The organism is Alteromonas sp. ABH4_454 (genome assembly GCF_056311775.1).
On the sequence record NZ_CM149972.1, the window covers coordinates 2,071,534 to 2,095,040 of the forward strand.

General features: G+C 44.6%; 20 protein-coding genes. 9 read left to right on the forward strand and 11 right to left on the reverse strand.

Going from position 1 to position 23,507, the window contains the following annotated elements; all coding sequences use genetic code 11:
- Positions 1-188 precede the first annotated feature (188 nt).
- The 4 genes from ACYX4W_RS09030 to ACYX4W_RS09045 all read left to right on the forward strand — a co-directional run bounded on the left by ACYX4W_RS09030 (position 189) and on the right by ACYX4W_RS09045 (position 7,715).
- Entirely contained in the window at positions 189-2,759 is a 2,571-nt protein-coding gene (locus ACYX4W_RS09030) for a TonB-dependent receptor plug domain-containing protein (protein WP_476075326.1), read from the forward strand.
- 166 nt (positions 2,760-2,925) lie between these two features.
- Positions 2,926-3,486 (forward strand): RNA polymerase sigma factor, encoded by a 561-nt coding sequence (locus tag ACYX4W_RS09035; protein WP_474831674.1) that lies wholly within the window; start codon positions 2,926-2,928, stop codon positions 3,484-3,486.
- A gap of 1 nt (position 3,487) precedes the next feature.
- Positions 3,488-4,543 carry a FecR family protein gene (locus tag ACYX4W_RS09040; protein ID WP_474831324.1) on the forward strand — a complete coding sequence of 352 codons (1,056 nt, stop codon included), beginning with the start codon at positions 3,488-3,490 and terminating at the stop codon, positions 4,541-4,543.
- A 100-nt stretch (positions 4,544-4,643) separates the two neighbouring features.
- A complete protein-coding gene (locus ACYX4W_RS09045; protein WP_476075327.1) occupies positions 4,644-7,715 on the forward strand; it encodes a TonB-dependent receptor domain-containing protein in 3,072 nt (1,023 codons plus the stop codon).
- A gap of 149 nt (positions 7,716-7,864) precedes the next feature.
- Here the strand turns inward: ACYX4W_RS09045 and ACYX4W_RS09050 are convergent, their stop codons facing one another.
- Positions 7,865-8,059: a bacterioferritin-associated ferredoxin gene (locus tag ACYX4W_RS09050; protein WP_025254510.1), complete on the reverse strand. Its 195-nt coding sequence runs from the start codon at positions 8,057-8,059 to the stop codon at positions 7,865-7,867.
- 287 nt (positions 8,060-8,346) lie between these two features.
- Between ACYX4W_RS09050 and ACYX4W_RS09055 the strand changes: the two genes are divergently transcribed.
- Complete coding sequence (locus ACYX4W_RS09055) at positions 8,347-8,952, forward strand: peroxiredoxin (RefSeq protein WP_474808007.1); 606 nt, start codon at positions 8,347-8,349, stop codon at positions 8,950-8,952.
- A 74-nt stretch (positions 8,953-9,026) separates the two neighbouring features.
- Here the strand turns inward: ACYX4W_RS09055 and rnt are convergent, their stop codons facing one another.
- Positions 9,027-9,662: a ribonuclease T gene (gene rnt, locus ACYX4W_RS09060; RefSeq protein ID WP_474831322.1), complete on the reverse strand. Its 636-nt coding sequence runs from the start codon at positions 9,660-9,662 to the stop codon at positions 9,027-9,029.
- A gap of 341 nt (positions 9,663-10,003) precedes the next feature.
- Here rnt and ACYX4W_RS09065 point away from each other — a divergent pair, with 341 nt between their 5' ends.
- Complete coding sequence (locus ACYX4W_RS09065; RefSeq protein WP_118489874.1) at positions 10,004-10,876, forward strand: flagellar protein MotY; 873 nt, start codon at positions 10,004-10,006, stop codon at positions 10,874-10,876.
- Positions 10,877-10,913: 37 nt separating this feature from the next.
- Here ACYX4W_RS09065 and glpQ read toward each other — a convergent pair whose 3' ends face one another.
- From glpQ to ACYX4W_RS09080, 3 genes are all read right to left on the reverse strand, one after another.
- Positions 10,914-12,110, reverse strand: a complete 1,197-nt coding sequence (gene glpQ / locus ACYX4W_RS09070; protein ID WP_476075328.1) for a glycerophosphodiester phosphodiesterase — start codon at positions 12,108-12,110, stop codon at positions 10,914-10,916.
- Between the two features lie 108 nt (positions 12,111-12,218).
- On the reverse strand, positions 12,219-12,614 hold the full coding sequence (gloA, locus tag ACYX4W_RS09075) for a lactoylglutathione lyase (RefSeq protein ID WP_476075329.1): 396 nt from the start codon (positions 12,612-12,614) through the stop codon (positions 12,219-12,221).
- A gap of 216 nt (positions 12,615-12,830) precedes the next feature.
- Positions 12,831-13,541, reverse strand: a complete 711-nt coding sequence (locus tag ACYX4W_RS09080; protein WP_476075330.1) for an SDR family oxidoreductase — start codon at positions 13,539-13,541, stop codon at positions 12,831-12,833.
- Positions 13,542-13,869: 328 nt separating this feature from the next.
- Between ACYX4W_RS09080 and cspE the strand changes: the two genes are divergently transcribed.
- Positions 13,870-14,082, forward strand: a complete 213-nt coding sequence (gene cspE / locus ACYX4W_RS09085; protein ID WP_025254517.1) for a transcription antiterminator/RNA stability regulator CspE — start codon at positions 13,870-13,872, stop codon at positions 14,080-14,082.
- A 164-nt stretch (positions 14,083-14,246) separates the two neighbouring features.
- Positions 14,247-14,426 carry a hypothetical protein gene (locus ACYX4W_RS09090; RefSeq protein ID WP_334057716.1) on the forward strand — a complete coding sequence of 60 codons (180 nt, stop codon included), beginning with the start codon at positions 14,247-14,249 and terminating at the stop codon, positions 14,424-14,426.
- A gap of 234 nt (positions 14,427-14,660) precedes the next feature.
- Here ACYX4W_RS09090 and ACYX4W_RS09095 read toward each other — a convergent pair whose 3' ends face one another.
- Positions 14,661-16,079 (reverse strand): M20/M25/M40 family metallo-hydrolase, encoded by a 1,419-nt coding sequence (locus tag ACYX4W_RS09095; protein ID WP_476075331.1) that lies wholly within the window; start codon positions 16,077-16,079, stop codon positions 14,661-14,663.
- 198 nt (positions 16,080-16,277) lie between these two features.
- On the opposite strand from ACYX4W_RS09095, the gene ACYX4W_RS09100 reads away from it, so the two are divergent.
- Entirely contained in the window at positions 16,278-17,084 is an 807-nt protein-coding gene (locus ACYX4W_RS09100; RefSeq protein ID WP_476075332.1) for a putative periplasmic lipoprotein, read from the forward strand.
- Positions 17,085-17,152: 68 nt separating this feature from the next.
- On the opposite strand, the gene ACYX4W_RS09105 is transcribed toward ACYX4W_RS09100, so the two are convergent.
- The 5 genes from ACYX4W_RS09105 to rsxC all read right to left on the reverse strand — a co-directional run bounded on the left by ACYX4W_RS09105 (position 17,153) and on the right by rsxC (position 23,504).
- Positions 17,153-17,875 carry an endonuclease III domain-containing protein gene (locus tag ACYX4W_RS09105; protein ID WP_476054642.1) on the reverse strand — a complete coding sequence of 241 codons (723 nt, stop codon included), beginning with the start codon at positions 17,873-17,875 and terminating at the stop codon, positions 17,153-17,155.
- A 122-nt stretch (positions 17,876-17,997) separates the two neighbouring features.
- Positions 17,998-18,690 carry an electron transport complex subunit E gene (locus ACYX4W_RS09110; RefSeq protein WP_474854240.1) on the reverse strand — a complete coding sequence of 231 codons (693 nt, stop codon included), beginning with the start codon at positions 18,688-18,690 and terminating at the stop codon, positions 17,998-18,000.
- Position 18,691: 1 nt separating this feature from the next.
- Positions 18,692-19,546: an RnfABCDGE type electron transport complex subunit G gene (locus ACYX4W_RS09115; protein WP_476075333.1), complete on the reverse strand. Its 855-nt coding sequence runs from the start codon at positions 19,544-19,546 to the stop codon at positions 18,692-18,694.
- Positions 19,546-20,631, reverse strand: coding sequence for an electron transport complex subunit RsxD (gene rsxD / locus ACYX4W_RS09120; RefSeq protein WP_476075334.1), 1,086 nt, complete (start codon positions 20,629-20,631; stop codon positions 19,546-19,548). Before rsxD ends, ACYX4W_RS09115 begins: the two co-directional genes overlap by 1 nt.
- The gene (gene rsxC / locus ACYX4W_RS09125; RefSeq protein ID WP_476075456.1) at positions 20,628-23,504 is read right to left on the reverse strand and encodes an electron transport complex subunit RsxC; all 2,877 of its coding nucleotides are present in this window, start codon (positions 23,502-23,504) and stop codon (positions 20,628-20,630) included. Before rsxC ends, rsxD begins: the two co-directional genes overlap by 4 nt.
- Positions 23,505-23,507: the final 3 nt, after the last annotated feature.

Sequence of the window (23,507 nt, forward strand, 5' to 3'; positions counted from 1 at the left end):
CTATAGCTTGAAAAAATATTTTTATTTTGTCGAAAAAGGTTTGTTTTTTAATACCTTGCGTTCTATAAAATCAAGCATCTGGCCACAAATGAGTCAGTGTTGAAGGTATAAAATAACAACCTCTCGGAACACTTTTTTATTGTGCGAATAGCGCTAAAAGTGTTTCAGAGAAAATCCGGGAAACCACCATGAATACATCCTTGTCTTTATTGACCAAAAACGTGCGCGGCGTATTAGCTGCATCTGCCGCGTTTTCAGTAATGGCTACTGCACCTGTTTATGCGCAAGAAGCAGAAGAGAGTGCGAAAGCTGAAGATTATGAACAAATCGCCGTCGTTGGTTCGCGCGCAGCGCCTCGCTCTGTAGCAGACTCTGCGGTTCCAATTGATATCATTTCTGACGAAGAATTTAAGCAGCAGGGTGCCACAGATATGGTATCTATGATGCAAACCGTAGTTCCGTCTTTTAACGTAAACGACCAGCCTATTAACGATGCTTCAACGCTAGTACGTCCTGCTAACCTTCGCGGTATGGCATCGGACCACACGCTTGTACTTGTAAACGGAAAGCGTCGTCACCGTTCTGCGGTAATCACTTTCCTAGGTGGCGGTCTATCAGACGGTGCACAAGGCCCTGATATTTCAGTGATTCCAGCAGCGGCGCTTAAGCAGGTGGAAGTACTTCGTGACGGTGCAGCGGCGCAATACGGCTCAGATGCTATTGCCGGTGTAATTAACTTCGTACTGAATGACGCGTCGGAAGGCGGTACATTTGAAGCCCGCTATGGCTCTTTCTACGAAGGCGATGGCGACATGATCCAGCTGTCAGGTAACGTGGGTTTACCATTATCTGACAAAGGCTTTATCAACCTTTCTGCAGAGTACCGCACTGCTGATGATACTTCGCGTAGCATCCAGCGTGACGATGCGGCAGCGCTTATTGCGGCGGGCAATACCTTTGTGGCAGATCCTGCACAAATTTGGGGCTCCCCTGAAATCAAGCATGACATCAAGCTTTTCGCTAACGCAGGTCTTGAGCTTTCTGCAACGTCAGAAGCTTATATATTTGGTAACTTTGCCGAGCGTGAAGTTGAAGGTGGCTTCTATTTCCGTAACCCGCACAATCGTGGTGGTGTAAACGACGGTGGTACAAATGAAGACGGTGAGCAGCTACTTCTGGTTGGTGATTTAACAGGCGACATGTCAGGTAACTGTCCAACAGATATCGTGGTTGGTGACAACGTTCTTGAAAACCCTACCTATATCAATCAGGTGTTAAACAATCCTGATTGCTTCGCGTTTAATGAGATTCTTCCGGGCGGTTTCACACCTCGCTTTGGCGGTACGGTAACCGATATGTCTCTTGTCTTTGGTACCAAAGGCGAATTAGCCAATGATATTACCTATGACGTAAGTTTAAACCTTGGCCAAAACGAAGTTGATTTTTCTATTAGCAATACAATTAACCCGTCTTTAGGCCCAGAAACGCCTTTCGAGTTTAGCCCAGGTCGTTATACCCAATCTGAGCAAACTCTTGATATTGATTTTACAAAACCTTTCGATGTTGGTTTGTATGAGCCGCTATTTGTAGCGACTGGCTTCCAATACCGCAACGAAAGTTATGAGAGCTTTGCAGGTGATACTGCCTCTTATGAAATAGGTCCGCTGGCGACACAAGGCTTTGGCATTGGCTCAAATGGTTTCCCTGGCTTGGCGGCCAATAGCCAAGGTCGTGTGTCCCGCAACAACATCGCGCTTTACATCGACGCAGAAGCCTACATCACTGAAAACTTTATGCTAGCCGGTGCGCTACGTTACGAAGATTTCTCTGATTTCGGTAATACAACCAAAGGTAAGATTGCGTTCCGTTGGCAAGCGCTAGAGAACATTGCGTTCCGTGGTGCGTTCTCAACAGGCTTTAAAGCACCTACGCTGGGTCAAAGTAATGTACGTAACGTAACAACTGCGTTTGGTACGGGCGGTGAGCTAATTGACCGTGCAACACTACCTCCAACAGATCCTGTATCTCAACTTAAAGGCGGTGAGCAGTTAACGCCAGAAGAGTCAGAGAGCATCACATTTGGTGTGGTAGCAGACTTTGAAAATGGTCTATTCATTACTGCCGACTACTACAACATTGAACTGACAGACCGTATCAGTACAGCGTCTGGTATCGCGTTAACAGAAGAAGATATTGCGACGCTACTAGCGCAAGGCATTAATGATGCATCTAGTTTCTCTGAAATTAGTTTCTTCACGAATGACTTTGATACGACTACTGAAGGTCTTGATGTAGTTGCTAACTACTCGATGGAGATGATGGGTGGTGAAACTAAATTCTCACTAGCCTACAACTGGACATCTACAGAGGTAGATCGCGCTTCAGATAATATTTCTGAGTTCCGTATTCGCATGCTAGAAGATAACCTTCCAGCAGTGCGCTACAGTGCAACAGCAAATCACACTAACGGTGACTGGCGCTTCCTTGCACGCTTGAACTATTACGGTAGCATCTTTGAAGATCACTTAGATTCTGCATTACCTATTGAAAAAGTAGGTTCGGAATTTACTGTGGACTTAGAAGTGGCTTATAACTTCACTGAAGAGTTTACTGTAACAGTAGGCGCGAAAAATGCCTTTGATGAATACCCAGATGAGAATACACAGTATGCCGGTATAGCAGGTTCGTTGTATCCAACTACCTCACCAATCGGTATTAACGGTGGCTTCTATTATCTAAGAGGTGTTTACACGTTCTAATCGCTAACTATTAGCGAAAATAACTTTCACAATTGTTTCGACGTGAAGGGGAGCGTTAGCTCCCCTTTTATTTTCAATATCGAACATCATTTGCGTGAAAAGTTATGAAGAAACAGGCATTATTGATGCCATTGTAAGCAATTCGAAACACACAACTTCTATTATTATGACAAGAAAGTCGACAGTAGCTGAAACCTTTTTAAAATACCGCTCGAAGTTAATGCGCGCGGTAGGTTCTATTGTTGGCGCCGACGACATTGAAGATATCGTGCAAGAAGCTTTTATAAAAAGCTACGAAGCAGAATTAAAACAAGAAATACAATATGAGCGGACATATATGCTCAAAACAGCGCGTAATTTAGCGTTGAACCATGTTGCAAAAGCAGAAAATAAAAACAAGCAGCAGCTAGATGACATGGATATTTTGCCTTACGAACTAGTGGGGCACAGTTTAGAAAAAAATGTAGAGAGTAAAGAGCGCTTTATTCATTTTTGCCGAGCGACAGACACGCTGTCTGCTGATGTAAAACGCGTATTTTTACTTAAAAAAGTATATGGCATGCGACAAAAAGAGATTGCAGAGCTTGTGGGGCTAAGCGAAAGTACCGTAGAAAAGCATGTCGCCAAAGGTTTAATGATGTGCTCTAGGTATTTAGCAGAGCTTTCAAATGACAGTGCATCTCCCCGTGCCACTGCTACCGCGACTCAGGACATAAGCAGTAGTTAACATGAATAATATTCGCCAGTTTTCAAGCAAAGAAGATATCCAAGAGCAAGCGTGCCTTTGGGTAAGCCGTCTCGATCGCGGTTTAAAAAGTGACGAAAAGGTAGAGTTAGACACCTGGTTGGCAGAAAGTAATGCCCATCGCCAAGCTCTACTAGATGCCGCAAGCTTGTGGGACGATATGTCTGTGCTTAATGAATTAAGCGGTTTGTTCCCTGAACCAACAGCGCGACATACTACCAAAGGGCGTACCCTACCGAAAAACGCTGTATGGGGTATTGCTGCCACTTTCTTAGTTATGGCAATCGCGGTTGGCGTCATTGTTCAGCGCACTTGGCTAAATAGCGCGCCTGAATTTGCTGCTGTTAGCCAAAAAGTACAAACAGGTGTTGGTGAACAGAAAAATGTAACCTTATCCGATGGTTCGCAGCTTCATCTAAACACCAACTCTTTAGTAACGGTAGATTTCACATCAAGTGCACGTAATATTGTACTTTTGAAAGGCGAAGCCCATTTTGAAGTGGCTCATGATAAAACCCGCCCTTTTTCTGTTACCGCTGGAAACAATACTGTAACAGCAGTAGGTACCGCGTTTAATATGCAGTATGTTGACGACAACGCATTCGAACTTGTTGTTACCGATGGCAAAGTGTTAGTAAAAGACCGCTTTAAAGCGTCATCTTCAAATGAATCATTGTTTGGTAAGCGCCCTGTTACAGAAGAAGGTCTGCTAATGTTTGCCGGGGAGAAAGCGACTGTTTTGGGTAAAGTAGAAGCCCGAGAAAGCATGTCGCAAGATGAAATTGATGATGATTTGGCATGGCAGCAGGGCATGATAGTTTTTAAAGGCGAGCCCCTTGAATCTGTGCTACTGGAAATTGGGCGATACACGCCAGTCCGTTTTCACATCTCTGACAATAGTTTGCGTAAGCGCAGAGTAGCGGGTTATTTCAAAGTGGGCGATATAGACGGCTTGCTGTCGGCACTTGAAAGCAGCTTTAATATTACCTATGAGAAAGTTACAGAAACCAGTATTGAGCTTAAGCTAGCGAAAAGTTAAATATTCTTTGATAGATAGGTGATATTAGTTATTCCCTATTGGCATCAATTTATTTAATGTGACAATATAACTAGAATAATAAGTACATCGATTATATATCTTGCATTACGGCAATTTGGCGATAAGTAGGCAAACCAAAAAAGCAATAAAGAAGCTGCGTGCCTTTGCGTGTTCGGCTAGTTGTATTTCGCGCAAAAGAACAGCGTGGCCTTCATACTTCTCGCTTGCAGCGCCCTTACATATTGCCTCGAGTGTATGTTTATTCTTATTCATAACACCGTCACTCTACGCGCAAGACGAGAGCGGTTCGACTCTCAAAAATCCTCAACCTTCTAAAACTCTTCCGGCATCAGCGCCCGATGCGTTTAGTTTCTCTATTCCAGCACAGAACGCTAACGAAGCCTTAACTGAATTAGCTAAACAAGCCAACACTACCCTTTTGTTTCCTTTTGATTTGGCGAAGAAAGTAACGACCAATGCGCTTAAGGGAACCTTTACCTTGAGTGAAGCATTAGCTCAGCTACTTGAGGGCACTGAATTAGCGGTGGTAGCCGATGAAAATGGGGCATTGAGTATTCGTTCCCGTGCATCGCTAACAGCACAAAGTAAACAGCCTAATGATAATGAACAGCCAGATGACGAGGGCACAAACGGGCTTGAAAAAATTGCTATCGTTGGCTCTCGTAACGCGCCTCGAAGCGCTGTTGACTCGGCAGTGCCTCTTGATGTTATTGGAGCAGATAAACTAAGTTCTCAGGGCAATAGCGACGTCCTTTCCATGCTAAGCGTTATGGTGCCTTCACTAAACGTGAACGACCAGCCCATCAATGATGCAAGTAGCTTGGTGAGGCCTGCTAATTTAAGAGGCATGTCGTCAGATCACACTTTGCTCTTGTTAAATGGCAAGCGACGCCATCGCTCAGCCGTTATCACATTTTTAGGCGGGGGGTTATCTGATGGTGCTCAAGGTCCCGATATATCCGTTATACCTGCTTATGCGTTAAAACAAGTGGAGGTACTGCGAGACGGGGCCTCTGCTCAATATGGATCAGATGCTATCGCTGGTGTGATCAATTTTGTGCTAAAAGATGACCGCGAGGGTGGGAGCGTTGCGCTTAAAGCCGGAGGGTACAGCGAGGGCGATGGCGAACTGTTTCAAATACAGCTTAATAAAGGCTTTGCGTTAGGAGAATCGGGTTTTTTTAATACCACTTTAGAATACCGACAGCAAAACGGCACGTCGCGCTCGGTACAGCGAGATGATGCCCAAGGGCTATTGGAACAGGGAAATAGCTATATCGCCTCGCCATCTCAAGTTTGGGGGGCCCTTGATGTTAACGAAGATATCAAACTTGCGCTCAATGCAGGTGCTGATATTTCAAAAACGTTCCATTTTTATAGTTTTGCGACCGCCGCGAGAAGAGAGATAAACGGAGGGTTTTATTTTCGAAATCCGCAAACTCGCGAAGGGGTATTTAGCCGAACGGATCCGAATACCGGCGAAAGCCGCCTTATTGTTGCTGATTTGGATGGGCTAAATAGCGGTATAGCGTGCCCTTCAATATCTTTATCAAATGACAACGTACTAGAAAACCCTGATTACCAACTTATCGCAGATAACACGACCTCACTTGGAGCAAATTGTTTTGCCTTTAATGAATGGTTCCCTGGTGGTTTTACTCCTCGGTTCGGTGGAACGATTACCGATGCTTCTATTGCAATGGGTATAAAGCAAGAATTGTCTTACGGGTGGGCGATGGATATCAGTGCCACCTTGGGCTATAGCGATATTGAGTACACTATATCGAATACGGTCAACCCTTCGCTAGGGCCGCAAAGCCCAACGACCTTTTCTCCAGGCGGGGTATCACAAGTAGAACGCACGCTAAACTTAGACTTTACTAAACTGATCCAGACTATTTTTGACGACCCCGTGAGCATTGCTGCTGGCGTTGAGTGGAGAAAAGAGACGTATTTTCAAAAAGCGGGAGATGAAGCCTCGTATATCGCTGGCCCTTTCGCTTTAGAACCACCGATAGGTTTAAGTGAAGGCTTCTCAATAGGCTCTAACGGTTTTCCTGGTTATCAACCTCAGTCTGCTGGTCACTGGAGTCGCAGCAATTGGGCTGTGTATGCCGACTTGGAATTTTACGCGACTGAAGATTGGCAGTTTGGTGTAGCAACGCGAGTAGAGCATTTCAGTGATTTCGGGTCAACATTTGATGGAAAGCTAAGTACGCGCTACACACTTAACGATATGTTTGCACTGCGAGGTTCTTTAAATACGGGCTTTAAAGCTCCGACTGTGGGCCAAAGTAATGTTATAAATGTAACTACTGCCTATGGCCTTAATGGCTTGGAAGACCAAGCAACATTGCCGCCAACCGACCTTATCTCGCAGCAGTTTGGGGCCACGCCGCTGACGCCTGAAGAATCAGTAAACTTTAGCTTGGGCTTGGTTATGCAAGCAAGTGACAACTTCTTTGCTACGCTCGACTATTTTAATATTCGCCTTACCGATCGTATCAGTACCACATCGGCCATTCCTTTAACCGAGGATGACGTTAATACGCTTGTTGCTCAAGGGCGTTTTGATGCGGCCCGATATAATTCCGCTAAGTATTTTACCAATGATTTTGATACCAAAACCCAGGGTATCGATTTAGTTGTAAACTACAATTTTGCGTTAAGCGACTGGTCAAACTCTGTGTTGGTCGCCTACAACTGGACAGACACGCAAGTTGAGCGTGTATCTCTGTACCCGGTGTTAAGCGATGGGGAAATAACGCTTCTGCCCAACTTAACTGAGGCTCGAATACGTATGTTAGAAGACAATCTCCCTGCTCATCGAGGGAGCATTACCTTAGAACAGTCAAAAGACGAATGGGCCTTCACTTGGCGTTTAAACTACTACGGTAAATTTTATGAAGATCATCTAGATGCTTCGGCAGGCTTGGATATTTACGGCAGTGCGCTAACCACTTTCGATGCTCAACTCGCTTGGAAGATTTTGCCTGATACTCAACTTACTTTTGGAGCGCAGAACTTATTTGACGCGTTACCAAATGAAAATCCGTTTCAAGGTGAGGTTGGGGCGCTTTATCCACCAACATCCCCTGGCGGTATTAATGGCGCATTTTACTATGCAGGTGTTGAATACAGCTTTAAATAGCTAATAGTATTGACGAAGCTAATTTAGGAAAAGTTGAGGGTGTCAAACCGAGCTTTTAAACATGGATAAAGCTTTAACTTCAATAGATAGGGTAAGCGTGTTCGGAAATAAGCCTGTGTTATTTAGCCTGATAGCCTTGGACTTTTATATTAGCCGACGTCTTTGAAGAGAGATTCGTCAATAATGGTTTGATCGATAATTTGTTGTGCCATATTGATGCACTTACCGCATTGTGAGCCAAGCTCTAAATGTTGACGTAACTCACGCATATTACCCACGCCGTTTTCTTCAACCGCCGCGCGAATGCTTTTATCTGTTACCCCATAGCACATGCAAACAAACATTAAACGTACTCCAAATGAATCTGTAAATGATAATAATTGTTATTCTTTGTTTTGGCAAGTAGGTAATGGCAGATTTAATAAACCGCAATTAGGTAACGACGGGGTAATGTCCGGGACAGTTTTGTTCTATGCTGTTCAGTTATTGGTACGAGCAGTAAAAAAACTCATTGTTTAATATTGTTATTTCCGTATTCGTACCTATTTTCTGGATAGGAAATTTCTCATCAAAGTGATTGCGCAATGTAATCACCTTTATTATTACAATCCAAATATAAATGGAGAGACTCATGAGTGTATTAGTTGGCCGTCCGGCACCTGATTTTACTGCAGCTGCGGTACTTGGTAGTGGTGAAATCGTAGATTCTTTCACGCTAAGTGAAGCTATTAAGGGCAAAAAAGCGGTTGTATTCTTCTACCCACTAGATTTTACCTTTGTATGCCCGTCAGAGCTTATCGCTTTCGACAAGCGTTATGACGAGTTTAAAAAGCGCGGTGTTGAAGTAATTGGTGTTTCAATCGACTCTCAGTTTTCACACAATGCGTGGAGAAATACCCCAGTAAATCAAGGTGGTATTGGTCCAGTTAAATATACTCTTGTTGCTGACGTAAAACACGACATCTGCCAAGCATACGATGTTGAGCACCCAGAAGATGGTGTTGCTTTCCGCGGTTCATTCCTAATTGATGCAGAAGGTATGGTACGTCACCAGGTAGTAAACGATCTTCCACTTGGTCGTAACGTTGACGAAATGCTTCGCATGGTTGATGCACTAGCGTTCCACGAAGAGCATGGCGAAGTTTGCCCAGCAGGTTGGACCGAAGGTAAATCAGGTATGGATGCATCACCTGAAGGTGTAGCTAAATATCTATCTGAAGAAGCAGATAAGCTATAAGCAAACCTGTTAAAAGATAATAGAAAAACAGCGCCTTTTGGCGCTGTTTTTGTTTACGGCGTTTATCGAAAAAACTATTCTTGATTTTCTACTGGCCAGCCACCTAAGGCCTTATAGCGATTTACCATATAGCAAAATAGCTCGGTGGTTTTCTGTGCATCGTAAAGGGCGCTATGCGCTTCATTTTGGTCAAACGATATCCCAGCCGCTCGACATGCTTTTACCAGCACAGTTTGACCAAGGGCAAGGCCCGCTAGGCTGGTGGTATCGAAGGAAACAAATGGGTGAAAGGGCGTGCGCTTTATATTGCAGCGCTCAATCGCAGCATTAACGAAGCTTTGATCAAAAGTTGCGTTATGAGCAACGATAACAGAACGCTGACAGTCTGCATTTTTCTGTGCTTTGCGAATACCTTTACATAAATCCTTCATGGCTTCGCTTTCCTCAATAGCACCTCGTAATGCGCAATTCGGATCAATGCCATTAAATTCTAATGCCGCAGGCTCAAGGTTAGCACCCTCGAAAGGATCTATATGATAGTGAAAGGTTTGGTCAGGATGCAGTACTCCTTCTTCATCCATTTTCACCGTAACCGCTGCTAACTCTAATAAGGCGTCAGTGCCTGCATTAAATCCGGCCGTTTCAACGTCGATGACAACGGGAAAATAACCTCGAAAGCGCTGGGAAAGAAGGGGCGGGTTGGCAGACATAAACACTCTTGTAAGACTAGGTTGCAGAAACTGGTTGGTCGCTTTTTATGCAAACCTACCTGCGAAACTTATTAGCACAGAGAATTATCGCAAGGATATCTTCGAGTTGCCAGTTTCAATTTGAAAACCGAGAAGATGAGAAGCGCTAATAGTACGAAACGCTAATGGTATTAAACGCTAAACTTTTCTACACTTTGGACGATAATCTTATTAACCATGAATTTTTCAAAACGTTCTATTTGCGGCTTAAAGCGAATGGGTACAATTTATGGCTCTTAAAGATTGGTGGGCGTATGAAAGGCCTACATTCATGTTAGTCTGACTTTCGTTATGGTGTCGAAATGGTGTCGAAATTAAAATATATCGCTTTATTGGGGATGGTGGGGTCGCTGTCGTCCCATGCTGCCATGCGGCAATATTCTGCAACCATTGAAAGTTCCAACTGGCGTATTGATACGGACACGCGCCTGCAGTGTACACTTAACCATGAATTGCCTGGTTACGGCGAAGCCATGTTCACTAGTTCTGCGTCGAAGCAGCTCAACATGGAATTTGAATTAGATATGTACATGCTGCCAAACAAGTTTGATGTGGCTGCGGTCTACTCTGTTCCGCCAAAGTGGATGCCGGGTGTGGCGCCAAAGACCATCGCGGATATGTCTATTCGAAAGCAATACAATGGCGACCTGCCGCAGGATGCTGCATGGACTATGCTGTCTGAGTTGGAGAAAGGCTTTTGGCCCACGATTTACTACCAAGACTGGTATAACAAATATGATCAAGTGAGTGTGGCATTAAACGCAAGCAACTTCTCAGGTGTGTATCGCGACTTTGTTAAGTGCGTGTCGAACTTGCTTCCCTTTAGTTTTGATGACATAGCCTACACAGTGTTGTCTTATCAGAACAACAGCACCGAACTTACTAAGTACTCGCAAAAGCGCTTAACTATGATTGGCGAATATTTAAAAGAAGACAGTGAATTGGAGCTTGTGCTTCTCGATGGTTATACGGACAGTTACGGTGGACGTTACAACAACGAACAATTGTCTATTCGAAGGGCCAATGAAGTAAAAAGCTATCTCACTACGCTAGGTGTACCTGAAGATAGGATCCAGCTGACAGGCCACGGTGAAAAACGTCATATCGCGCCAAACGATACGCGGGAAAGCCGTGCACAAAACAGACGCGTAGTGGTACGACTATCCAAGTCTTAGGCGCTTGCTAAAGCGCCTTAAACCCGTTTAACTTGCGTTAATTTGTTTTGTCTCGCCAGGTTAATACAGGCACTAAATGGTCGGTGAAAACGCCATCAGCTCGCACTACCTTGTGCAATACATCTAAAATTTGTTCTCCAGACATGCCCGCTGGAAGCGCATCCTGACGATAAGTGTAGGGGTGAATGGTAAGTTCATTATTGTGAGCGTACTGAACCCAGCTTGCTGCTTCTACTTTCCCTTTAGCCATCGCCTCATTATCCATTAAATGGCCTAACCAAGGGCCTATGCCGTTTGCATACTTCGCGACTTGCTTCATGCCATCTTGTGTACGCAGCCAATCGTAGTCGGTGTCGCTCTCTCCCCAATCGTTCTCGCCAATCAGCATAACTACTTTGCCCTTATAGCCAAGGGTTTCACGAATACGCTTGACCTCGTTAAAGTCAAAGCACTGCAGGTAACTATTGCCGTTTTCTCCCGCAAAACCGTAGTTATTTAATGTGTCGATAACTATCTTACTGGCATCAATACCTTCAGCAATGTGAAAAGCAGGGGACTTTACTTCTGGGTATACGCCTACAGACGTGTCGAATTGGCGATTAAGTTCGCTGATTAGCTCAAAGTGTTCACTTAACGTGGCCACTTTAAAATTAGCCTGGGTGCCGCGGTACCTACTTTTAAAAACTTGCTTCCCGGCACTGTTAGCACGTTCATGTACCTGCAATGCTCGTAGTTCTTCGAGGGTAAAATCACGGGCATAATAACGTCCGTCCTTTCGGTGACGCGCTGGAAAAATTTCTTCTACATTAGTGACTGTCTCTAAGTGAATGTCGTGCAGTACCACCGGAATGTCATCTTTGGTTATAACAACATCCTGCTCTATAAAGTCAGGACGCAGCGAGAACGCTAGCGTGGCTGCTTCAAGGGTGTGTTCCGGCAAATAGCCAGAAGCGCCGCGATGGGCGATAACGGTAAAATGCGGTCTTTCGCTAGTGGTATGTTCTGCTTCAGCTTGCGAGGTTTTACTATTCGTAGCATCAGCTGCAAACGTACTCTCAGAGGCAAGGGCACCTGTAAATAGCACCACCAAAGCAGGTAGTAACGATGCCAACCTGGTCGTATATCTATTGCGAAACCTAGCATTGCCCTTTAATAGCAACTTAAGCTTGTTCGACGAACCCGCTACAGCCTTGCTTACACGGTTTAAAGAAAATAATAAGCGGTTACCTAGCATGTGACTGCCACTCCATGTGTTTACTTTTATCGCCTTCTTACTTATGCCGTACATTTCACAGAAAGCTTATGTTACAAGCGCTTAAAAGATATTGGCGACGTCCTGCTGCTATAGTGAAATAGACTTATTTTGAATAAGCTCTATGGCATACCCATCTGGATCGCGTGCAAAAGCGATGACGGTAGAGCCACCTTTTACTGGGCCAGGTTTACGATACACCTCAGCGCCATTTGCTTCTAAGTTTTCACAAAACTGATAGATGTCGTCTACTTCAATGGCGATGTGGCCGTACGCGTTACCCTTATCGTAGGTGTTGTCACCCCAGTTATAAGTAAGCTCTAACACGGTGCTATCGGTCTCTTCTCCATATCCTACAAAAGCGAGGGTGTACTCATACTCTTTGTTTTCTGATTGTCGAAGAAGGCGCATGCCCATCAATGAGGTGTAAAAGTGAAGTGACGCCTCTAAGTTTTCAACTCGAAGCATGGTGTGAAGCATTCGCATAACTATTTCCTATTCGAACCATCAGAATTACCCGATGGTACACTGCATTGTAAGTGTGCGTTTGCAGTTGCTACATGTACGCAGAACTCGAGCCACACAGAGCCCCATTCACACGGCTCCCTGCAGAGCACTTTCGTTGGTCAACGCAAACGACACACCATGATAATGGGGAAATGTTAACGCTTTAAGACAGTTTTACCATTCCACTTAAACGTATTAAAAACCCCACATGCCGATATTATCAATTTTAAGTCTACGTGGTTGGCTTAACAGATAAACCACTATTTTTCCTAAGTCTTCGTTTTGAATCAGACCCTTGTCTACTTTCTCTGATCCTGTTTTCTGTGACTGAATTAACGCAGGGTTGAGTGAGTGAACGTGAATGCCATAAGGTCGCACTTCCTCTTGAAGAGCTTTCCCAAGCCCCACCAATGCGAATTTCGACGCGCAGTAAACGCCCGCATTGGCATATCCATTTAGTGCCGCCTGAGAGGCAATATTGATAATGTAACCTTCTCGATTTTCAATCATATGGGGCACTACTTGCTTACACATAAGGAAGGAACCTTTTACATTGGTATCCATCACTTCGTCCCAATCGTCTTCACTGGTTTCCCAGATGAGCGTTTCTTTACCAAAACCACTGTTATTGATAAGAACGTGAAGTTCGCCAAATGTATTTTTAACTTCTTTTACGAAACTTGCTACTTCATCACTTTTTGATACATCACATTTCGCCCCAATGACCTTACCGGGAAATAGCGAATCTAATTGTTTAACTGTCTCGCTAATCGTTTCTTCAGTGCGTCCGCAAATAGCTACTTTCATTCCTGCATCTAATAGAAACTGAGTTATAGTTTTACCCAGCCCCTTGCCGCCACCTGTCACAATGGCGGTTTTACCCGATAATAAGTACATGTCTGTCATAATTAAAACCTAGCGAAAAAAGAATAAGATTAACTGAGCTGGTATTGGCGTTATACAAACATACGTATTCATTGTGGGCCCAAATGATAAGCTCGCGTTGCAATGCTTAAAAAATAATCCCGAATTAATTGGACATGGCGAGTAATTACCTGTACTGTCTCGCACGCTCTAGATATGTTTTATGCTTTACCTAATACTGCGCTGTACCTTTCTTTATACCTTCAAATTGAAGTGCTAGATAGATATACAACTGCTTTACTAGCTTAGTTATGTCTATTGCTATTCGGTGGCTTCCACCATTACATCAATTTTTTAAAAGGTTATTATTATGTCTAATTCTGTAAACGGTACAGTTAAGTGGTTTAACGAAGAAAAAGGTTTCGGTTTCATTACTCCTGAAGCTGGTGGCAAAGACGTATTCGTACACTTCCGTTCAATCACTTCTGACGGCTTCAAGACTCTTGCTGAAGGTCAAGCGGTTAGCTTTGAAGTTGAACAAGGCCAAAAAGGCCCACAAGCTGCTAACGTAACAGTTCTTTAAGACCTGTAAGCAAGCTTAGGGTTATTTCTCTTATTTGAAGTAACCCGCAAAGATGGGCTCTTTTTCACGTAAAATGTGAAAAGAGCCTAATTTTCGTTTTTAGATTTCTTAACCCAACCTGCGAGGAATTCAAAACAAACAACATTAATAAAGAAGTATTTAATATGCAATTTCAAAACTCTATCTCTACCATTAACAGCCTTATTCCAGGTGCGTTAATTTCAAATATCTCCATAAATAAAACAGCTGTTGCCTTCAAACATGCGAACACCTATCGACATGTTCAATTATCATCGAGACAAGAAGCAAAGCGATTTATTGATCAGCTTATTCAAGAGAGCTAATTAAGTTCTAACTACCCATTCTATGCTTTCGTGCTTAATAACAAGCGCTTAAGAAACTTTATCGCTGTATAGTCAATAATGATGCTAAAAAGCTAAAAGGTTATAGGTCTTGCGTGTTCAGTCGTGCAACTGCGTCGTATGTATTAAGCGCTGTAAATAATGGTGCTGTTGCAAGAGAAGCATTGGCTAGTACGGGTGTGTACTAACCAACGTCATTATATAGATAACCTGTGGTTATTGTTTGGCTTTTAAGTCGACATCTGAATCTGCTAACAGATATATGCTTGCTGCATAAGCTGCAATGTTTTGCGCCAGTTCATCAGGGTTAATTTTATCCAATGTGTCATCAGGCGTATGATGAAGATCGAAATAATCTCGTCCGTTTTGATTTAAACGGATAGTCGGTACGCCTTTCGCTGCTAGCGGTATAATGTCGGGGCCGCCACCAGCAACGTCTGAGCCGCCGCGAATTATACCTAGCGGGGACAGGATTTTTGCGATTTCATCTACCAGTACTGTTGCTTCAGGGTTCACATTCGACACAAGTTGCCAAATTGTTTGCGCGCCAAAATCAGACTCAGTAGCAAGTACGTGGTTAGCAAGGTTCTTTTCATGCTCTTTTGCATAAGCAAACGCGCCTAACAAGCCTACTTCTTCAGCGCCAAACATAACTACACGAATGGTGCGTTTAGGGCGTTCAGGCAATGATGCAATTAATGCGGCTGCCGCTGTGGTAATAGCAACGCCCGCACCGTCATCTACAGCGCCAGTGCCTAAGTCCCAGCTGTCTAAGTGACCACCAATGAGCACAATCTCTTCGGGCTTTTCACTGCCGACTAAATCTAGTATTACGTTGCCGCTATTTACTTCGCCTTTCCACTTTGACTCAGAATGGAGCGATAACGACAGTGGCTTGCCTAAATTGTGTAGGCGTCGTAAATGATCGGCGTCGGGGTTAGAAATAGCAACTACTGGGATATCGGCCCACTCATCACCGTTTGAGCTCATCATGCCAGAGTGAGGGAAGCGATGAGAGTCTGAGCCTACCGAACGCACAACTAAAGCTTCAGCACCACCGCGTTGTGCATGTTGCCAACCAATACGGCGACGCTGATTCGCTTGACCATAACCTGCACCCGTTTGGCTTTTTACCATGGCGTCGCCATCGACAAACGCAATTTTGCCTTTCAGCGCGCCGTCTTTAACTGCGGTTAGTGCATGAATATCCCTGAAATATACGATGTCAGCGTTGATCTCGCTCTCTGAAGGAGCAGCTCCACCTAACGCGGTACCGTAAAGGGGCTGCATGTATGGTGCAGTAAGTGAAATATGTAAGTGACCCCTGTCCCAGAAGGGCATGCTAAACTCTTCAATGCTCACTTTATCAAACCCAAGGTTCTTTCCTACCTTAACACCCCAATCTCTGGCGCGCTTTTCTGCTTCTGAACCGCCAAGGCGTGGGCCTATCTCTGTAGTGAGTGATTCTACGATGCTATAGCCTAAGTCACTTTTCAGCGCTTTTTGAATTAGCGTTTCCGCAGTTTTCTTTTGCTCGTCAGTAATGGGGGAAGTTTCAGCAAAAACGCCAAAGCTGCATGCACTTACTAATGCACCAAACGCTAGATTCCTAGCGATATTATTCAATCGGGACATGTGTTCTCCGTGGATTATTTTTATATTTTTGTTTATTTGCGTGAGCAAAAATATGACGTACTTATCATAGCCAAATTGAGATGTGCTTTCGAGGTAAACCACAAGCCGAAGCCGTAAGTTAATCGCAAAGCAGGTCTACTTGGTTGTCAAAAATAATGTTACCTTTTGAAAAGGAAAAAAATAACAAGGAAAGTAAATTTGAAAATGTCACTCTATACTTATTTCAAACATAGCACATTAACCTTCTCTGGCTTTATCAACGATAAGGCTTGTTTCGGTTCATTGCTTTGTGCATTTTTGCTTGTTGGTTGTGGCGGTAGCTTAAATGATAATGACAGTGTAGTAAGGCCAAATTCAGTACTAGGCGTATGGTTTGGGCAAACTTCAACAGCTGAAGATGGGCAAGAAGAGGTTGTTATTGCGGTCTCCTCTGAGGGTAAGACTATTGTATTTTCGCAGGCCTCGCGAGACACGCTTATTGCTCACGGCGACATAAGCGAAGATACCTTTACTTCTGACGATACCATGCTGTATCCAGGAGAAGGCATGACTAAGCATGGCACAATGCAGTTCACAGCGAATGGTGACAGTTTAGAAGGCTCAGCGACAGTATCGGGTCTCACATTTGACTTCTCTGCCAACAAAGTCAGCGCTACCGAGGATGTTTCATTTATCGATATTGCTGGCAATTATGCAAGTTCTTGGTCTGATGGTGCTTACACTCGTTCGATCGCTATCGATAACGAAGGGATGATCAGCGGTTCAGATACTAATGGTTGCATATACTCAGGCTCTGTTGAGCCAATTAGCGGGATCAGTTCGCTTTTCAATATTAAGATTAAAGCAGAGGTATGCTTTGAAGATTTCGATTATGAAGGGCTTCTTGCTTATGGCGTATTTCCCTTTGAGTATCAGAACTCAATTATTGAGAGAAATGGTATTGTCATAGCATCAGAGGCCTCATCGAGAGCTTATGCTTTTCGCCAATTTAGCCCTCAAGATTAAGGTTGTCGACTATATAAACAAGGAGTCTATAGACTCCTTGTTTGATTCGTAAGGGCTCGCCTTAAGTTCTATTTACGCTTCTTCTTAAGCGCCAATTTTTGCTTTTTCTCTTGCTCTTTTAGCACTTCGTTTATAAAACTTTTTCTACCGAATTCACGGGTAATAGTACACTTATTTAGATCAAAGCCGCGAGCGGGGCAGTATTCTCTGCCGTACAAGATAATCTGCAGATGGAGGTCGTTCCATCTTTCTTTAGGGAACAGGCGTTTTGCATCGCGTTCTGTTTGCTCTACGCTTTTTCCATTCGATAGACCCCAGCGGTACAATAAACGATGAATATGAGTATCTACCGGGAAAGCAGGAATACCAAACCCTTGAGACATAACCACCGCGGCTGTTTTGTGGCCAACAGCAGGCATGGCCTCCAGCGCTTCAAAGTTCGCTGGAACTTCACCATTGTGTTGTTTAATGATCATATCGGACAAATGCCAAATGCCTTTCGATTTCATAGGCGATAATCCACAAGGGCGGATAATGTCTTGTATTTCTTCAATACTCATCAACACCATGTCGTAGGGATTATCCGCGCGAGCGAATAACTTTGGCGTAATTTGATTAACGCGCTCGTCGGTACATTGGGCCGATAATAGAACCGCAATGAGTAACGTATATGGGTCTTTGTGATCTAAAAAGATAGGAATTTCTGGATAAAGGTCATCCAAAATTCGCATTATTTCTTTTACTTTTTCCTGCTTAGAAAGTGGCTTTGCCGGCTTAACTACATCATTCATTTCTATATACTTTTTTAATATGGTCGCTAAACAAGGTGTAAATTTTTTAAGTTAAAACGTTTGCGCCATCTGCTGAAGTTTTCGCTTACTCCGTCAAGCCACACTAATAATTACAGTATGATTTAACTCTCTGCAGTAACACGCACGCGCTCAGCTTTCACCGCAGGCGATGTTTGCTTAGCTGCTAACTTGGCATCTACGCTGTTTTTAATAGCAATAAGAAGTCCCATGCCTAAAAACGCACCCGGCGGTAATATCGCAAGTAGAAATGGGTTTTCTGTGTTGAACAGTGTAATAGTCCAATTCGCAGCAATGGGCCCAAATAGCCTATCTGCACCCGCTAATAACGTACCCGCACCCAGTATTTCTCGCATGCCGCCTAGTACCACCAACACAGTGGTAAATCCTAAGCCCATCATGAACCCATCGTATGCGGACGCAAGGGGCCCGTTTTTCGATGCAAAGGCCTCAGCGCGACCTATGATGGCGCAGTTAGTTACAATCAGTGGAATGAAAATACCTAACGCCAAGTAAAGGTCGTAGGTATAGGCATTCATTAAAAGCTGAACAATGGTTACAAATGCTGCAATAATCATAACGAAAACAGGGATGCGAATCTCGTTTCTTACCACGTTTCGAACGAGTGAAACGGTAATGTTACTGCCAATTAAAACCAACATGGTAGCAAGGCCAAGTCCTAAACCATTAATGAAGGTAGCGGTAACGGCTAGTAGGGGGCACAATCCTAACAGCTGTACTAACGCAGGATTGTTCTTCCAAAGTCCTTGCAAGGACAGGTCGCGAAAGTCAGTCACGTTATAACTCCTCTACACTATGAGGTTGGGTTTCATCCACATTAAGGGCATCTATTGTTTCAACCGAATCTGTTATTGCACAGGTGTTGGGAGCGGAGAATAGCGCGCTTTGGTTAGCCTGAGCGTAAAGTAAAGCCTCACGTACGGCTGTGACTACCGCTCTTGGTGTTATAGTAGCGCCTGTGAATTGGTCAAATTCGCCGCCATCTTTTTTGACTTGCCATGGGGCTAAATTGTCTGGTGAGAAAGACTTGCCGCTGAAGCTTGTGATCCAATTGCTCACTGCAAGCTCAATTTTATCACCAAGCCCAGGGGTTTCTTTGTGTTCGATAACGCGTACGCCAAGCACTCTCATATTGGTCGTTTTTATTTCAGGCGTATTCATTTCGGAAGAACTCCCGTCGAGCTCAACCATATCGGTTAGCGGTAGGGCAGAGGTATTGAGGTTTTCACTCTCACCGCTACTGGAGTCGCTTTTCATACTCTGTTGTTTATCGGTGCCAATATGTGTATCTACTTTTACACCGACAACAATATCTATATCACCGCTATAACCATCTGGAGCGGTGGCTTCCAGCACAAGCGCGCTAGGTTGGCCGTTTAGCGTAGCACGGTATACCTTATGGGCTTTTTTGTTGCCCAGTTCGGGGGCGTTGACTTCTGTGCAGTTGGCGTACAGGGCATTGTCGTGGAATTCACTAGGCACAACTTCATTAAGTACGCTTAGAAGCTTTTGCTGCTTTTGTTGCTCAATTTTGTCTTGGGTGCCGAAAAAGGTTAACGCTATCAACGCTGTGGTGACAACGGCAAACGCACCTAACATAAGGCCGTTTTTGGCCAAGCTTTCTTTCATCATTACTGCTTACCTCGGCCTTTGCCCACATTTTTACCGTAAACGCGAGGGCGGGTGTAATAGTCAATAAGCGGTACCGCCATATTCATAATGATCACCGCAAACGCCACCGCATCGGGGTAACCACCAAATGTACGTATTATAACTACCCAAAAACCAATGGCAGCTCCAAATATAATTCGGCCTTTTGGGGTTGTTGACGCTGAAACCGGATCGGTTGCGATAAAGAATGCGCCTACCATTACTGCTCCATTGAATAGGTGGAATAGCGGTGAAGCATAGTAATCGGCGTTAACTAAATGAAGCAGTGATGCACAAACAAATACGCTCAGCAGCATGCCACCTGGGATGTGCCAGCTAATAACACGGGTTTTCCACAGGTAAAGACCGCCAAGTAAATAGGCAAGGCTCACCATACCCCATCCTGCACCAGCGGCGTCGAATATGCCGCCATCGAAAATCGGTTTAGCTAAAGACTCTGAATAAGTCACGCCTTGTGTTAAGTCAGTTTTTAACGTGTCTAGCGGTGTAGCCATGGTTACACCGTCGGCAATAGTTTTAAGCTGAGTAACATCGTAGCCGCTGGTAGTGAAGCCTGTAAATATCAATGATAACGAGTCAAAGAAGCTTGGCGTAACACCGGCATGGGTTGCAGGAGGTAGCCATAGGCTCATGGCTGCCGGGAATGAAATAAGCAAAACCACGTAGGCTATCATTGCGGGGTTAAAAATGTTGAAACCAAGCCCGCCATAGACTTGTTTAGCAACCGCGATCGCAAAAAATACCCCAATGACCGTCATCCACCATGGCAGAGTAGGTGGAATACTAATCGCGATTAACAAGCCTGTTAAAACCGCGCTGTAATCAGTAAGCGTGCGTTCGATAGGGCGCTTTCTTAAAAATAAAATAACTCCTTCAATTACCAGTGCACTTACTACCGCAATAACCGCTTGAATAAGCATGCCCCAACCAAAAAGAATAGATTGGGCTATCATGCCTGGGATCATAGCGTAAATGACCATGCGCATGACCTGTCCGGTATCGCGTTTAACTCGTTGGTGTGGTGAACTCGATAAACTTAACTTCATTCTGATTCTTTCTCTTGTTCAGCCGCCGCTTTTTTCGCTTTTGCTTTTGCAATGGCTGCCGCTATACGTGCTTTCTTTTCATCTTGAGCAGTGTGTTGAGAAGTTGTTTGCACGCTTGCTACTTGTTTTGCTTCACTAGGCGTCTCGCTCTGCTCATTTTCCTTGTGACTTTCTTGTTCAGCAGTATCTTGTAAGGCTGCTAAATCGTCATTTGTGCTCTGAGCAAGTTTTTTTGCTTTAGCCTTTGCCACCGCAGCAGCTATACGCGCTTTTTTCTCGTCGGCATCACTTTTAGTTGGAGCGTCGTTAGTATTCTCATTAGGCGTGCTGGTTACATCCTGCGCTTTTTGCGCTGAAGCAGCCTCCATGCTGAGGTCACTGTTGCTAGCATCTACTTGCTCGCCTTCTGTATTGTCCTCTAGGTTCCCTTCTTGTTTGGCCGCTTTTTTGGCTTTTGCTTTTGCCACGGCGGCAGCAATGCGGGCCTTTTTCTGTTCCGCTTCGCTCAAGTTGCTAGATGAATTTAAAGCCTTGTTATCCTGAGCACCATTATCTTGGCCGTTGACACTTTGAGGATCCGCTTCTTTTTGCAAGCTAACGTCTTGGCTGTCTGTGTCAGCTTCACTAACAGAGCTAGATGCTTGTGCTTTTTGCGACGCGGCCTTTTTGGCTTTCGCTTTAGCAACGGCAGCAGCTATCCTAGCCTTCTTTTCATCCTTAGCGTCCGGTTCACCTAGCGGTTCTTTAGACTGATTGTCTTGCTGCTCGCCAAATTGAGTTGGCGTAGGCTGCTCAGATTGGCCACTTGCGTCATTTCTTGCGGCTTTTTGCGCTTTTGCTTTAGCAACAGCCGCTGCAATTCGCGCTTTTTTCTGTTCATCAACTGATAGCTCTGAATTAGTTTTAGTGTTTGAGGGCTCGGTATTTGAAGGCTCGGTATTTGAAAGACCAGCAGTTTTTTCGTCTTGAGAACCTGCTTGGTTTTCTGTTGACGCATCTGAATGCTGGCCAGCTTGAGCTGCTTTCTTGGCTTTCGCTCTAGCAATGGCAGCGGCCACTTTTGCCTTTTTATCATCCTCTGGCGATGATACCTGAGCCGCTGGCTCAGTGACGTTCTCAGCTTGATTTAAGCCTTGAGCTTGCGCTGCTTTCTTCGCTTTCGCTCTGGCGATAGCAGCGGCTACCTGCGCTTTTTTATCGTCTGCCGCTGGGTTAGGCTCGTCAGCGTTTTCTGGTGTATTTTCGTCTTTAGCCTTGGCCTGCATTGCCGCTTTTTTCGCTTTCGCCCGTGCAAGCGCCGCCGCTACTTTATCCTTTGCTCCCGTTGCGGTAGTATCAGCCGTGCTATTTGCATTATCTACAGCTGCAGCGTTTTGTTCTTTGGCTTTATTTGCGGCTAACCGCGCCTCTTTTGCTTTTCTATGCTTTGCTTCTCGCTCCAGCTTTTCACGCTCTAAACGCTCTTTACGCGCTTCAAAACGCTGCTTGGCCTTTTCAGCCTTGTTCTTTTCATCGCGCTGAATGCGTATCTCAGATTTCGCTTGGCGATAGTAATGCACTAGCGGAATCTCGCTGGGGCAAACGTAAGCACATGCGCCACACTCTATACAGTCGAAAAGGTCGTATTCTTCGGCTTTGTCGTATTCTTTTGCTTTAGCGTGCCAAAAAATCTGTTGTGGAAGCAGTGATGCCGGGCAAGCATCGGCGCACGCACTACAGCGTATGCACGGGCGTTCTGCATTATCATCTACAAGCTCTTTTTTAGCCGGGACCAATAAACAGTTTGTGGTTTTTACCACAGGAATAGTTGCGTCTGATAAGGTGAAGCCCATCATAGGGCCGCCCATAATGACTTTGGGCGCTTTCTGTTTTTTCGGGTTGTAACTTGCTTCTTCTAACAAATGAGAAACTGGTGTACCTAATAGCGCTCTGAAGTTACTAGGGGATTTAACTGCTTCACCGGTTACAGTAACAATACGCTCTATAAGCGGCTTACCATGCAAAATAGCGTCTGCAATGGCATAGCAGGTTCCTACGTTAAACATCATCACACCTACATCGGCAGGCAAACCATTTCTTGGCACTTCTCGACCAGTAACAACTTGAATTAGCTGCTTTTCACCGCCAGCAGGATATTTAGTTTCAACGCTAACCACGCGGTAGTCTTTCTTATCCTGACAGGCAATATTGAGTGCCTCGAACGCTTCGGGTTTGTTGTCTTCAACCGCAACTATAATTGCCTTAGGTTCGATAAGGTGAGTCAAAATGTCTAAACCCTGGCGTATTTGCCATGCGTGCTCGCGCATTAACCGGTCATCAGATGTGATATAAGGTTCACACTCAATCCCGTTTAGAATAAGAAACTCAACAGGCTTAGACGTTGAGGTTTTAATATGGGTCGGGAAGCCTGCGCCCCCCATTCCTGAAATACCAGCTTGGCAGATGGCTTCAATAAGTTTGTTTTTATCAAGCTCGCTGTAATTAGCGATGGGCGACAGGTCGCCCCATGTGTCTTTACCATCCGGGCGTATTGATATACACATTTCGGTTAAGCCGCTAGGATGAGCAACAACATGCGGCGCTATTGCAACGACTTCTCCAGAGGTGGGAGCGTGTACAGGTACCGAAAAAAGCGAGGAGCTTTGCGAAAGAATTTGGCCTTTTAACACGGTATCGCCAACTTCTACGCAGCATATGCCGTCTGAACCAATGTGCTGGCGCAATGGTACTATCAATAACTCAGGCAACGATGGCTTTTTAATTACCGACGTATTAGAAAGTGATTTTTTATCGTCAGGATGCACACCACCTGGAAATGAGTACAGCTTCCCCGCTTCAAGCGCTTCTATAATTGAATCAAAACTTGGATACATCAC